17 protein-coding genes are annotated in these 13,150 nt (G+C 52.1%); 10 read left to right on the top strand and 7 right to left on the bottom strand.

Annotation, left to right across the window (positions count from 1 at the left end):
* Nucleotides 1–42 precede the first annotated feature (42 nt).
* The 5 genes from EGT74_RS17825 to EGT74_RS17805 form a co-directional block, all read right to left on the bottom strand.
* Entirely contained in the window at nt 43–1,701 is a 1,659-nt protein-coding gene (locus EGT74_RS17825; RefSeq protein WP_123847925.1) for a serine hydrolase, read from the bottom strand.
* Complete coding sequence (locus EGT74_RS17820; protein ID WP_123847924.1) at nt 1,701–2,123, bottom strand: hypothetical protein; 423 nt, start codon at nt 2,121–2,123, stop codon at nt 1,701–1,703. Before EGT74_RS17820 ends, EGT74_RS17825 begins: the two co-directional genes overlap by 1 nt.
* 31 nt (nt 2,124–2,154) lie before the next feature.
* A complete protein-coding gene (locus EGT74_RS17815) occupies nt 2,155–2,610 on the bottom strand; it encodes a cupin domain-containing protein (RefSeq protein WP_123847923.1) in 456 nt (151 codons plus the stop codon).
* Entirely contained in the window at nt 2,607–3,185 is a 579-nt protein-coding gene (locus EGT74_RS17810) for an RNA polymerase sigma factor (protein ID WP_123847922.1), read from the bottom strand. The genes EGT74_RS17815 and EGT74_RS17810 overlap by 4 nt, the downstream gene beginning before the upstream one ends.
* Nucleotides 3,186–3,354: 169 nt before the next feature.
* Nucleotides 3,355–4,113, bottom strand: a complete 759-nt coding sequence (locus EGT74_RS17805) for a DeoR/GlpR family DNA-binding transcription regulator (protein ID WP_123847921.1) — start codon at nt 4,111–4,113, stop codon at nt 3,355–3,357.
* A gap of 53 nt (nt 4,114–4,166) precedes the next feature.
* Between EGT74_RS17805 and nudK the strand changes: the two genes are divergently transcribed.
* The 3 genes from nudK (at nt 4,167) to EGT74_RS17790 (ending at nt 6,091) form a co-directional block, all read left to right on the top strand.
* Nucleotides 4,167–4,745 (top strand): GDP-mannose pyrophosphatase NudK, encoded by a 579-nt coding sequence (gene nudK, locus EGT74_RS17800; RefSeq protein ID WP_123847920.1) that lies wholly within the window; start codon nt 4,167–4,169, stop codon nt 4,743–4,745.
* Between the two features lie 87 nt (nt 4,746–4,832).
* Nucleotides 4,833–5,651 (top strand): AraC family transcriptional regulator, encoded by an 819-nt coding sequence (locus tag EGT74_RS17795; protein WP_123847919.1) that lies wholly within the window; start codon nt 4,833–4,835, stop codon nt 5,649–5,651.
* A 71-nt stretch (nt 5,652–5,722) separates the two neighbouring features.
* The gene (locus tag EGT74_RS17790; RefSeq protein ID WP_123847918.1) at nt 5,723–6,091 is read left to right on the top strand and encodes a VOC family protein; all 369 of its coding nucleotides are present in this window, start codon (nt 5,723–5,725) and stop codon (nt 6,089–6,091) included.
* A gap of 33 nt (nt 6,092–6,124) precedes the next feature.
* Here the strand turns inward: EGT74_RS17790 and EGT74_RS17785 are convergent, their stop codons facing one another.
* Nucleotides 6,125–6,619, bottom strand: coding sequence for a PH domain-containing protein (locus EGT74_RS17785; RefSeq protein WP_123847917.1), 495 nt, complete (start codon nt 6,617–6,619; stop codon nt 6,125–6,127).
* A gap of 178 nt (nt 6,620–6,797) precedes the next feature.
* Here EGT74_RS17785 and EGT74_RS17780 point away from each other — a divergent pair, with 178 nt between their 5' ends.
* On the top strand, nt 6,798–7,466 hold the full coding sequence (locus tag EGT74_RS17780; protein ID WP_123847916.1) for a DNA alkylation repair protein: 669 nt from the start codon (nt 6,798–6,800) through the stop codon (nt 7,464–7,466).
* Nucleotides 7,467–7,593: 127 nt separating this feature from the next.
* Here the strand turns inward: EGT74_RS17780 and EGT74_RS17775 are convergent, their stop codons facing one another.
* On the bottom strand, nt 7,594–8,940 hold the full coding sequence (locus EGT74_RS17775) for a M60 family metallopeptidase (RefSeq protein ID WP_123847915.1): 1,347 nt from the start codon (nt 8,938–8,940) through the stop codon (nt 7,594–7,596).
* 222 nt (nt 8,941–9,162) lie between these two features.
* On the opposite strand from EGT74_RS17775, the gene EGT74_RS17770 reads away from it, so the two are divergent.
* The 6 genes from EGT74_RS17770 (at nt 9,163) to EGT74_RS17745 (ending at nt 13,142) form a co-directional block, all read left to right on the top strand.
* The gene (locus EGT74_RS17770; RefSeq protein ID WP_123847914.1) at nt 9,163–10,233 is read left to right on the top strand and encodes a nucleoside hydrolase; all 1,071 of its coding nucleotides are present in this window, start codon (nt 9,163–9,165) and stop codon (nt 10,231–10,233) included.
* A gap of 32 nt (nt 10,234–10,265) precedes the next feature.
* Nucleotides 10,266–11,255 (top strand): hypothetical protein, encoded by a 990-nt coding sequence (locus tag EGT74_RS17765; RefSeq protein WP_123847913.1) that lies wholly within the window; start codon nt 10,266–10,268, stop codon nt 11,253–11,255.
* Nucleotides 11,256–11,509: 254 nt separating this feature from the next.
* Nucleotides 11,510–11,689, top strand: a complete 180-nt coding sequence (locus EGT74_RS17760) for a hypothetical protein (RefSeq protein WP_123847912.1) — start codon at nt 11,510–11,512, stop codon at nt 11,687–11,689.
* A 35-nt stretch (nt 11,690–11,724) separates the two neighbouring features.
* Nucleotides 11,725–11,916, top strand: coding sequence for a hypothetical protein (locus EGT74_RS17755; RefSeq protein ID WP_123847911.1), 192 nt, complete (start codon nt 11,725–11,727; stop codon nt 11,914–11,916).
* A gap of 88 nt (nt 11,917–12,004) precedes the next feature.
* Complete coding sequence (gene gwsG, locus EGT74_RS17750) at nt 12,005–12,979, top strand: grasp-with-spasm system ATP-grasp peptide maturase (protein WP_123847910.1); 975 nt, start codon at nt 12,005–12,007, stop codon at nt 12,977–12,979.
* Nucleotides 12,957–13,142, top strand: a complete 186-nt coding sequence (locus EGT74_RS17745; protein WP_123847909.1) for a hypothetical protein — start codon at nt 12,957–12,959, stop codon at nt 13,140–13,142. The genes gwsG and EGT74_RS17745 overlap by 23 nt, the downstream gene beginning before the upstream one ends.
* Nucleotides 13,143–13,150: the final 8 nt, after the last annotated feature.

Here is a 13,150-nt window from a genome sequence, read left to right as displayed (position 1 = left end):
TCCGGAAAATGGGGGTATCCCTCGTTGGGGGGAGGATGGGGATTATTCCCGCCGCATTATAAATACCGGATTCGTGGAAGACTGCAGGTGCAGGCTGATCGTATAGGTTCCCGCCTTCACGGCGATGTCGGGCCCATCGTCCTCGAGCATCTTCGATCCGGGAGCGGCTCCGAGGTTAAATGTCCAGTCGTTGTTGAAACGGAATTTGATCACCCCGTCGAGCAGGCGTACGTTCATGGCTGTCCATACGCCCGGCTGTCCGTTGGCCGGCAGCATCACGATGTCTGGAGCAGACCATCCTCCGGGCAACGCACTGCCGGCGATACCCCAGGTGGCGTTGACCCTTACGCCCAGGTGCCTCCGGTCTTTGCGGAAAAGCGCTACGCTGTCGTACAGGCCTGGTTGGCGGCCTATGAACTCGAGGTGCCCATTCATGCCTGCAACCCTGAAACATCCGCTGGAATCGGCCAATAGCAGTGCGGGCTGTTGTCCGGAAACTTGCGCTACCAGCCGCCGGTGGATGCTTTTGATGTACAGTGAACGGCCAGGTTCCAGCCGGTAAGTTCCGGCGATGGCGGACAGGCGTGCGGAATCGACCTCGACGGAATGCGGCACTTCGTAATCTTTGCCAGACAGGAGCCGTAGTATCCCGTCCTTTATCACCGCAAGATCGACGTTCTCGGCATTGGCCAACAGAACGATGCAGGTATTGCTGTCGGGGATGCGCACCAGCAGGCTTCGGAAACCGGCCGCTCCGCCGCTATGGCTTACAATCTGCCGGCCGTCGGCCGAGTCGATAAACCAGCCGTATCCATATGATTTTTGGTAGGGCGTATAGGCTTGCCGGGTGCTGGCAGGTGAAATGATGCGGTGGTGCTGCATGCCCTCGTGAAACTTCAACATATCCTCCACCGTGCTCCATACGCCGCCCGAAGACCTCAGTTCTTCCTGCGGATACAGCCTGGCTTCACTCCCGGAACCGGGATAAAGGAAACGATAGCCGGTGGCTTTGCCGGTGGCCTGCAGCGCCCGGAAGTCGAGCCCGCTTGCTTTCATTTTCAATGGCCGGAACAGCAGGGAATCGAGTGCCTTTCCGTATGGCAGCCCGGTTGTTTTCTCCACGATAAACCCCAGCAGATAGTATCCCGTATTGCAATACTGCCATTGGCTTCCCGGTTTGAACTCCAGCGCGCGGCCCGCGAGAAAGCGCACCATGGCCTCTTCCGAATCCGTTGGCATGGAATAGTCGTTATTGTAAGGGTACAATCCGGATGTATGTGTCAGCAGCTGCGAAATCGTCATGGAGTCCGCGGCGGGGTACGTGGGGTAGAACCGGGAAAGGCGTTCATCCAGCGTCAGCAGTTTCCTTTCGGCGAGTTGCAATATCAATGCCGCGGTCATGGACTTGGTGATGGAGTAGACAGGGTACTTCGTGGTGGCGGTGTTAAGCGTTCCTGCGGCAAGGTTGCTGTATCCATACCCTTTGACCAGCAGCGTTTCGCCGGCTTTCGATATCAGTACCGAACCGTTGAAAAGCCCTGTGGATGTATAGGCCGTCATCAACCCGTCGAGCTGTTCCGCCAGCCTGCCCGGTGGCGCATCATGCTGCTGGGGGAATGCAGGTTGCGGCAGGAGGGTGGCAAGCGTCAAAAGACAGATGCTTTGCAGTGCCTGCCAGGCAGTCCGGATATGCGCAGCCATTACCGTTTCAACTTATGGAGTAACAGAAAGTAAGCGCCAAAGCTGATGGACAGGCAGGCCGATAGTATGGCCAGCGAATGGACGCCGACCGGAAGCGTGTAATAAATGATCGTACATGCCAGTGCGATACCTGCGAAAATGATCGCCCATTTGGCCATGTTGAGTTTGCCGTTATGGGCATCCTGCCGCAGCAGGCTTGTAATGACCGGTTCGGGGAGGCCGCTCTCCGTCAGTTTTGCCTTGATCCGGTAATCCAGGAATTGCCGGGATAGCGCCAGCAGAAATCCCAGCAGCAACGCTGCGAATGCGATCGTTGCGCATACGTTGAAAATATCCCTGTCGATGTATGGCCCCGGGTTTCCCTGCGCGGAAGCAAAAACAGGAAGTAATAACAGCGGTAATAAGATGCGTGTATGTTTCATAAATCTTGTTGTTATATAATCTGACAGGTAATCAATGATCCGGTTGCAGTGCTTCGTTATTTTTTATCGCCCCTATCATTTTCCGGAAGTGCAGCAGCTGTAATGCCAGCAGGAAAGCCGCCAGTGCAATGCTCCCGAGCGCCAGCAGCGACATGGTATTTCTTTCCACGAGCGAAAGCCAGCTATAAAAACCGGAAATGTACGGAAGGAAGGGTATACTGGCTGCAGCGATGATGGCGGCGCCGGCCATGGTCAGCCGCAGCGCGTTTTTCGTTGCTGAAGGCCGCTTAGGGAGCCGGGCCATGACGGCATCGGTTACATGGAACGCCGGTTCGGGAATGGCTTGCCGGTTGAGGGCGGTAAGCATCAGCCGGTATTGCCTTACCCGCTGCATACAATGCGGACAGTGGTCAATATGCGCATGAGTTGCGCCGGGTGGCTGCAGCGCATAGTCCTGAATCTCGATATCACTGGGATGCGTATTCATAAAGCCTCCTTGTTTTGATAAATTGTCAGAAGATGTTGTTGTAGCTGTTTTCGCGCCCTGTACAGGTAACTTTTGACCGTGCCATCCGGGAGGCCGGTGATATGCGCGATGTCCGAAATACCCAGGCCGGCCTGGTGATATAGCGTAATCAGGGTACTCAGTAACGGAGACAGCCGGGCAACCGCCTGCTGCAGGATGCCGGCGAGTTGCCGTTCCGACAGTAAAGCGAAAGGGTCGCCGGCGTCGTCGGGCGCATCGATAGCTTCGCTTATCGCCGGGTCGACCAGGGGCAGGCGCTTTTTACGCAGGTGGTTGACGCAGGCGTTGTAAGTGATCCGGGCAATCCAGGTAGAGAGCTTTGCTTCGTAACGGAAACCGGAAAGATGCCGGAAAGCCTTCAGGTATACATCCTGCGCGAGGTCTTCCCTGTCTTCCCGCACCGGCACCATGCCACTGATGATATGGATGACGAGTTTTTCCGTCCTTTCCATGATCACCCTGAATGCTTCCCGGTCGCCTTGCAGCACCAGGTCGGCCAATTCCCTGTCGGACCGGTTATGGTATAGATGGTTCACGATGTTATTTGACAAATAATAAGCGGAACGGTTGCAGTAAGTAATATAAAAATTTATTCTTCACCGGAGCCCGTCAGCTTTGCGGTACGGAAACGTCGGGCTGGGGGGATATGGTCTTTGTTTGGATGGGGTAAGGCAGTGTGTACCGGATTGGCAAGTCGCAGGCCGCTCAACTGATCACTTTCACGCCTTTCCCTTTTAACTGCGCTGCCCGGGCGGGGGGCAATTCCTTATCAGTGATCAGGGCGGTTATTAACGATAGCGGGGCGAATTTGAGATAACTATCCCTGCCTATTTTGGAAGAATCACAGAGCACGAACACCTCATCGGCGCAGCCGGCCATTGCCGTACTGATACCGGCTTCGGTTTCACTGAACGCGGTCAGCCCGTTTTTTACAGACAGGCCGTCGGTACCGATAAATGCTTTGCCGGCATGATAGCTTTTTATATGTGCAATGGCCCTGTCGCCATGGATGGCTTTCCGGCGGCCGTCCATCTCGCCGCCGGCCAGGTTCACCTGTATGCCGGGTACGTCCATGAACGCCGCTGCAACGGGCAATGAGTTGGTGACGATGCGCAGGGGCGTTATGTCTTTGAGGTGGGCGCACATGGTAAACACCGTGCTGCCGCAATCCATAAATATTGTATCCCCGGGTTTGACCAGGGCGGCGGCAAGTCTGCCGATCTGTTTTTTCCTGGAAACGGCAACGCTTTCTTTGTCGGCAAAAGCCGTGAAGGGATGTTTGGACGGCGCTTTCATGGCGCCCCCATGGGTTCTTATCAACAGCTCTTCGTCCGCCAGCTGCTGCAGGTCTCTCCGGATGGTAACCGCAGAGATGCCCAGCTCGTCCGCTATTTCCTGCACCTCCATGCTTTCCTTCCTGTCAAGTATTTTAAGGATTTTTCCTTTTCGCTCCTGGTATCCCATTTTGATCTATATTTGATAAAAATAATCAAATTTGATCAAAATTAATCAAAACCATGCAGCCTGAAATAAAAATCATCTCAACGGAAGTATTGTCAGATAACTGGTACAAACTTTTCAAGGTAACATATGACTATAAGGGGAAGAGCGGAGCCTGGGAAACGCGTTCCCGTGAAGCGTACGACCGGGGGAATGGTGCTACGGTATTACTGTACAACCCCGCTACTGGGAACGTGATCCTGACGCGGCAGTTCCGCCTGCCCACCTACATCAACGGCAACAGCACCGGTATGCTGATAGAGGCCTGCGCCGGTTTGCTGGACGAAAATAACCCGGAAGAATGCATCCGCCGGGAAGCTGAAGAGGAAACCGGGTTCCGCATCCGGGACGTCCGGAGCGTATTCGATGCCTACATGTCGCCGGGCTCGGTAACGGAGGTGGTCCACTTTTTCGTTGCCGAATATAGCCCGGAAATGCAGATCAACGGCGGCGGCGGACTGGAGCATGAACAGGAAGAGATAGAAGTGCTGGAAGTACATATCGACAAGGCGATGGCCATGATTGATAGCGGGGAGATAAAAGACGGGAAAACAATTATGCTGCTGCAATATGTGAAGCTGCATCAGTTGCTCTGAACGGATTTTTCGTAATCCGGGGGCGCCGGTAGTTAACGAACCGGGTTTCCTGTGCAGGTATTTTATCGTTTTTGTAATTTTCCGTAGATGAACTATCAAACATTTCAGCCGCGTTCAGCGCTACAGTCAGTTATAAAATGTTTCTGGACTTTAGAGGTGCCGGCTGAGGAAAGCTCAAGACAACGCATTTTACCCGACGGCTGCATTGAGATGTTTTTTTTGCTGGGCGACGATGTGAAGCGGATCACAGGTGAAAATGAGTTTATCATCCAGCCGCGCGCAATGGTGATCGGGCAAATTACTGAACCTTTTTTTGTTGAACCGGCCGGATATGTCAATTCCTTCGCGATCCGCTTTTACCCGTACAGCTTCGCCAACTTTGTATCAGTTCCGGTTAGCAGTTTAGCCAACAAAGAAACGCCGATAGGCTTGTTGTTTGGAGAAGAGCCGGCAAAAGAGCTGGAACAAAAGATAATCCACGCCACGGATACCATCAAAAGAATAAAAATAGCAGAGGATTTCCTCTTAAAACGATTAAAAGAAGAATCGACGATTGATGGTATCGTGAAATCAACCATCGACGCAATGCTGGCTACGAGGGGGAGCACGCCGATAAACGTTCTACTCAAAGAAGATTTGTCGAAAAGGCGGCAGCTCGAAAGAAAGTTTTTAAAACAGATCGGGATGAGCCCCAAGCAGCTGGGTAAAATCATCCGGTTGCAGGCCGCCCTGAAAATGATGCTTAACCAACAATCCGGAAGCTTGACCAGTATTGCTTACGAAAACGAATACTACGACCAGGCGCATTTCACCAAAGACTTCAGGGAATTTACCGGAACCAGCCCCAAGGATTTTTTAGGGGACGAGGCGATGGCCCTCTCCGCCCTTTTCTACAAAGCAGACTAGCTGTCGCATTTTTACAATTTTAACGTGCGCGGGCTCGGTAGATTTGTGCTGTAAACCAATAACAGGGCCATATGAAAAGTTTAATTTCAATTGTTGAGATTCCCACGGAGGACTTCTCCAGGGCAGTCGCCTTCTATCAGGCAATATTGAATATCAGTATCGAAGAGATCGATATGCAGGGGACCCCCATGGGATTGTTCCCGGGTCAGGACGAAGCGGTTTCCGTAACGTTGATAAAATCGGAAGAATATAAGGCTTCTGCCGAAGGCACTGTCGTTTACCTGAACGCAGGGGACGATTTGCAGCATGTATTAGGCAAAATAGAACCCGCAGGCGGGAAGATAGTGGTGCCCAAAACCGAAATCAGCCCCGAGATCGGCTTCTTTGCCATGTTTATCGATACTGAAGGGAATAAACTGGGGCTGCATTCTAAAAATTAATCCGGTGGCAGGTTATTTCCTGTTCCGATTGTTTTATACAGCGATTTTTTGGCTGATGGCCTGGTAAAAAGACGATTCGTCTTCAGGGGAGAGCAGCAGCCTTTCCCCTGATTTTAAAGTAAGGATTATGATGTTATCCTTAAAGCCTCTCGCATAGGACATTACATTTCCCCAGTTTTTGATATTGATTGTGCCTCTGTAGGAGAATAGCCCTCCAATGCCCAATGCCCTGTAAGAATTGTGCAATGCATGTTTAGGCAAGAGGTGAACGGAGCCGATGTTTTCAATGGCATACTCCTTCCTGGACATGGCGCTTTGTATTGCCAGCTTGTTTTCATCAATTGTATATGAATTGGGTCTTAATAAGTAGGAAATCAGGTATACCAACAGGAGTAATGTCACGGCAAGATAAATCCCCCAGGGAGCGCTTGGGTCTATGAAAGGCATCACGGCTAGGGCAAGCGTTATGATGGAAAAAGCAGCGGTTATAACCTTGCAACTGGTGTCGGTATAGATTGGGTAGCTCATTTGATATGCATTTTAGAGGGTCATTTCCTTTTTTTACCGGGGAACACTTCTTCCCGGCCAGCAGGGCAATATTTTCATCAGAAAATGTAAGATTCTTTTTTGAAATTAATGTATTTTTTGATGTACAATGCCTGCCTGGTCTGAACAGCAGGCCTGTTCAACGTTAAAAAATCCTGTTATGACAAGCAAAGAAGCCCTCGAACAGCTCAAAGCGCTGGGAAATGAAAAGATGATGGCCCATAATATCAAGCATGGTGCGGACAAAAACCAGTTCGGTGCGAAACTGGGGGATATCCGGACGCTTGGCAATAAAATCAAGTCCGATCATGCATTGGGCCTGGAATTATGGAAAACAGGCAATATCGACGCCCGCCTGCTGGCCACACTTATCATGAAACCCAAACAGTTGTCGCTCGATGAGTTGGAGACCATGTTGAAGTCCATCAATTTTGTACAGGTGGCGGACTGGTTCAACGCCTACATACTCAAAGACCATCCTGAAAAGGATGCCCGCCGCGAAGCGTGGATGAAAGATAAAAACATATGGGCCGCTCGTGCGGGCTGGAGCTTGACGGCCGGCCGGATTACCCGGCAACCGGAAGGCCTCGACCTGGTGAAGCTGCTAGACCGCATCGCCGCCGAAATGCCCAAGGCGGCGCCGGAAGTACAATGGACCATGAATACCGCGCTCGCGCAAATCGGGATCAGCTTCCCCGAGCACCGCAAGCGGGCCATCGAGATCGGTGAAAAACTGGGGATTTACCGCGATTACCCGGTTTCGAAAGGCTGTACATCGCCGTTCGCGCCCATCTGGATCACGGAAATGGTGAAGCGGCAGAAAGCATAGCCGGTTCTTGAAGGCGATTGATAAGGATGAGCCGCTCACTACAGCAATTGATGTAAATCCTCCCGCAAAAAACACAGCCGGCAACGAAAGTTGCCGGCTGCAATATGAAAGCTATCGTTAAAACCGGTTATTCCCGCAATGTGGAAGGATCGGTCGCCGGCGCAGGCAGGTTCAGCGCGGCAATCTCCGTATATACGCTCTCGTCTACTTTAAAACCCCATTTGCGGAAGAAGGGAGCGAGGTTCTTCCCTGAAATATTACACGCCTTGAGCATGAAGTAACGCATTTTCGCCGCATCGGTTGAAAGAGCGGGCTTTTCCGCGCGGGTCTGTTTGTGCAGCTGGTGATAAAAACTGTCTCCAAATGCCATCCAGAGCTGGTGGAACATGGCGAGCCTCACCCAAACGTCGGCTTTGGCGCTGTTGAAGTCGCGCTCCGCATCTGCCAGCGCGAAGTAGGTATCGAGTTTCGGCCAGACGTTGTCGCGTTTCAGGCGGGTGGGGGTGATGCCGAATTTCCTTTCCACGGCGAGGCTGTAGATGTTAACGGTCACTTCACCGAGGCCACCCCAGGTCCATGCACCCTGCTGGTGCATATGGCCCAGTTCGTGCCAGGGGCCCCAACCGTCTTTGCCCAGGCCGTTTACGGTGAGAATGGCGGCAAGGGTGTTCTGGTAATACGCTGTGCGGTACCAGGTGGCCACCATGTAATAATCGGAATTGTCCGTTTCCGTCATCAGGTATTTATGCACGTTCACCTTATCGGCCGCGGTGGCGCCATCGAGGCCGCTGATGGAATCTTCGATGTTGATGACGCGGTCGGCGAGGCGGAGCACTTCGTCCTGGTTTTCATTCTTATAAGCAAGGGCATTGGCGCGGGAAGCGACCATGATGGTGCGGGCGCTTACCAGCTGTACGTCAGGCGCGGCGGTCAGCGAATCGAGGGCCGCGAGCCAGTCCGCATGCGTGGTTTTGCCCTGTACGTAAAAAGGCACGGGCTGCTGGCCGGAGAGGAATTTCACCTTTACTTTCCCCGGTGTGGCGGCGCCGGTGGCATAGCGCAGGTACATTAAACCGCCGGTAGCATCGGTGATGGTGTTTTCGCCGGCTTTGAGCACTACCTCGGTAGGGTTCCATTTGGCCTTGTATCGGGAGTAGGTGCCGATGAGCAGCTTGGGCATGCTGGTGCCGGCCAGTTGGTCTACCTGCACCTTCAGCGTGGCGCCGGGCGGCATGTAGAAGCCGGTAGGCGTGAAGTCGGATGCGGGATTGTTTTGCGCAAGCCTCGTTGCTTCCTGCGGGCCGGAAGGTGTTTCGGCGACCTCGATTGTGCTGTCTGCGAAAGCCGTGTTAACGGTAGGCGGCTTTTTGCGGCTGTCCGGCGCCGCCTGTTCGGAAGAATTGCTTTTTTTGCAGCCGGCTCCCAGAGCCATGCACACGAGTGCGCTGCCTAACAACAAAGAGTAGTGTTTCATTTTAAAGGTTTTTCAGTCAGTGTTCGCTAAACTACAGAAAATTCCCGAATATGATGCCCGCCGTTCCCGGCGAAGCTTGTTACCGGAAAACAGCACCGGCCGGCTGTATAATTTGACTTTCTCAGGCGAGCTTAATACTTTTATCGGGAAGGCCCTAGCCCGCAACCGGTGAAACGGGATGGACCCCGTCTGGTGCCTGATTTTTTAAAGCAACAACTGCGTATGATACGTCTCGAACTGAACAGTATCGCATTTTTTTTCGCCGGCATGGTAGCGGCTTATTTGCCGGGGGCGGATTTCGCCCGTCCGGCGCCGGTCAACAATGATACGATCCTGGTGCAGGCGCGGTCGCCGGTGAAGATCATCTTTGATACGGATATGCATACGGACTGCGATGATGCAGGTGCCATGGCTGTATTGCACGCGCTGCAGAACAAAGGCGAATGTGAAATTCTGGCGATGATGTGCAGTACGGTCGACCCCTTCTCGGCGCCGACGGTGGATGCTATCAATACCTATTACAACCATCCCGATATTCCGATCGGTATCCGCAAAGGCAAAGGTGTGCTGCGGCAATCCAGATACACCCGGGGCATTGCTGCCGAGTTTCGTCACGACTTCAACGTCGCCGCGGCGCAGGAAGCTGTCGACCTCTACCGCCGCATCCTGGAAGAACAACCGGATGGCGCGGTGGTGATCGTTACCGTCGGTTACCTCACCAACATCAGCGAACTGCTCCAACTCCCTGCAACAACGGGCCGCGTGAGTGGTATGGAGCTTGTGAAACGGAAGGTGAAGAAGTGGGTGTGCATGGGTGGAAATTTTATAGGCAACCCTCCGAAAGACGATCTCCAACTCGGCAATGTCAATTTTACATACGACTCGGCTGCGGCCTATTACGCCGTTCACCACTGGCCCACGGAGCTTGTCTTCGCCGGGCGCGAGGTATGCTCGGTGCCGAGCGGCCTGGCGATCGGGGAGCGCCTTGCACAGACGCCCGCCAACAACCCGGTAAGGAGGGCATATGAACTGTACTTCGGGGGAACAGCGAAAAACCGCCACGTGGCGGACCTCGCTTCGGTATTGTATGCCGTTCGCGGGTTGCGCGATTATTGGGATATTCACGCCAACGGATACCTGGATCTTCACCCGAACATGACCTTCGAATGGAAATCCGACAAGGACAGCCAGCAGGCATACCTGTTAAAAAAAAGGCAGCCCGGTGGAGTACCCAATGACCGCTATGTGGAATCGGTGCTGGACACGCTGCTGCTGACGGGACCTGGTTTTTAAGAATTTTTATATATTTGGGAAAACCCCCATCAATGAAGACCGGTATCCATCCGTTTGACAAATACCCTTTCGACGTTAAAAAGCTGCCTTCCGGCATTCGGCGGGCGGTAGAAGACTTCGATTTTTATTCCACTTCATCCGCGATCGGAAAAATAATTGCACAGGATAACCTGGGCGATTCCAATTCGCTGTTATGCTGGGCATACTATGTATGGATAGATGCCATGGAAATGCAGACAGGTGCCGAGATACTGAGTTGTGGCGAAAGTGCGCTGAAAATCATTGCCGAGATACTGGAGAAGGAGCCCGGCCATAAACCCTCGCTTAAACTGCAGAAATACATCAACGGCGAGATAAAAAAAGTGTATAAAGCTAATAAATGGTACGACAAGTTCCATGATACCCCGATAGAAAGCCTGTCGCTGAAGGAGGTAGAAGATTTTGCGTATTTCCTAAGCGATTGTGCGAATGACGGGAAGTTCAAGGAAAAGGAGTACCGGCTTTGGCAGCGGCTATACGATGAAAAGCCGGATACATCCCTGAATGAGCGCACCGGTGAATTGTACTACGGGTTTAAATTTTATTATCTGTGCCGGATTTCGAATGTTTTATGGCGCGATTTGAAAAAGTTTGAGGAAGCCCGGCCTTTGCTCTGGCAAGTCATCAACTGGCCGAGCGTAAAGGATGCGGAACTTTATTCGTACAACATTTCAAATGCCATTCAATTGCTGATGCTGGAAGCCATTGAACAGAACAATGCACCGGAGTTTGTCAGACTCACGGAACTGATGATCAGCAAATTCGGAGAAATCAATCAATACCGGTCTGAGCTTGGCAAGCAGGCGTTGACCCTCATTATCAGGGAGGAACCTGCGGGAAAGATCCTGCAGTTTGCTTTGAATAACGGGAACATAGACAATATCAGATCTGTCATAGATCATTTCTTTGCCGGGGAAGTGGTATTTATCAGGAGCGCGAAAATCAAGGAGAATATGCAGAAAGCAAGAGCCCTGGCCTCGTAGCTGCTCCAACCTGCACGCCTGCCTGTCAGTATTGACTGAACAAAGCGACGTATATACGATTGACCCTCATTCCCCTTCGTTCCGAAGGGTGAGTGGCACCCTTTTTTATGCGGGATGAGCAGCCCCATCCACCCGTCCGCAAATATTCCCCCGAGTACTACGAATATTGACCGCAACCAGCCAAATGTACATCCGCCGACCGGGGAACTATCCCGCCCGCCTAATTTTATGGCGGATATTAAAACTCCAATAACATGAAACACTTACAGAAATTGGTTACCAAAAAGGTAACGTCTCCGGAAACCGTAAAGGGCGGCAGGTATTTCCTGTCTGCAGAAGTTGATCTTGTAGACCAGGAAAGGACCACCGAAAACAAACCCACCTGGAATGGTCAACACTACGTTACCGACGTTAAAAGCGATCCTGCCAAGTAACCCATCATTCGTTAACCTTTTTAAAATTTAAAAAAATGGACAAACTGAAAAAACTGAACGCAAAGAAAGTTGAATCGCTGGACGCTATCAAAGGCGGCAGAGCGCTCTCTATGTCTAACGACCTGTCTGCCGACACCGGCGACGGTTCCTGCACCATCACGCACTATCCGACGCATTTTTCCGGCCCGGATGTTTACCTGTGCGACCATAAACACGACGAGAAGTAAACACCCGGTTTCCGCACCAGTTTGAGCGGAACCATGGAACTGCCGGCTGCTGCCGGCAGTTTTTACCTTCTGCAACCAATTGAATAAAATGTCTCCACAGATCCTCATTTTAAGTCAGTCGCACCTGGAAAGTACTACGGATGCTGTTTGCCAGTGGCTGGATCATTTTCGCATACCTTACCGGCGCGTGAATGGAGAGGACTTTTTCGATTTCCAACACCTCGGTGATCTGCCGGGCAACACCGATACATCGGTTGTCTGGTACCGGAGAAAGATCAGCAGCTACCCGGTAAAATACAGTCTCAAAAAAGACGACTTCACTACGCAGTACACGCTGAAGCGTTTTTTGGCGGACGAATTCAACGGCCTTCATTCATTCCTGTTTTACACCATCGATCGCCGGAAGTGGCTGAACGACCCTATTTCAGATGCGAACCTGAACAAACTGCATGTGCTGGCACTGGCCCGGAAATACGGACTTCGTACGCCTTTTACGGACGTGGTGACTACCCGGGCTGCCATTAACCGCCTGCTGGGGTCTTATCCTGAACTGATCGTAAAGCCCGTTAGCGAATGCATTCTTCTTGAAGATGCTGCGGGCGGGCAGTACAAAATGCTGACCAAAACCGTCAACAAAGCCGCCCTGGCCACTGTACCGGAAAAATTCTTTCCGTCACTGGTACAGGAGAAGATCATTAAAAAATTCGAAATACGCACCTTTTACCTGGACGGGGAGTGCCATTCCATGGCTATTTTTTCCCAGAATAACCGGAAAACCCAGGACGACTTCCGGAATTACGACAACCTGCGGCCCAACAGAACGGTGCCTTACAAGCTGCCGGCTGAGCTGGAGCATCAACTGGATCTGCTGATGCAATCGCTCGGCTTCCGGACGGGGTCTATCGACCTCATGGCGGACATGCAGGGGAATTACCACTTCCTCGAAATCAATCCGGAAGGCCAGTTTGGCATGGTATCTTACCCATGCAACTATTACCTCGAAAAGAAAATGGCGCGGCTGCTCCACAAAAATACCACCCATGAAAAAGAAATTCACCAGTAACCTGAAGGAAAAGCAGGGGCTGCCGCTGTCGCTGTACTTCCTGGAGAAAGGCAAAGAGAGCCTGCTGCAATCCGGGTCTATCCTCAAGTTTGAAAAAGCCCGGAAGATCAATGCCGGTGGGTACGAGCTGTTTAATTTTTACAAAATGATCTCAAAATTCTGATCCCGCGC

This window comes from Chitinophaga lutea (genome assembly GCF_003813775.1).
Lineage (GTDB): Bacteria > Bacteroidota > Bacteroidia > Chitinophagales > Chitinophagaceae > Chitinophaga > Chitinophaga lutea.
Note: the sequence above shows the minus strand (reverse complement) of the source record. Positions and strands in the feature narration are given on the sequence as shown.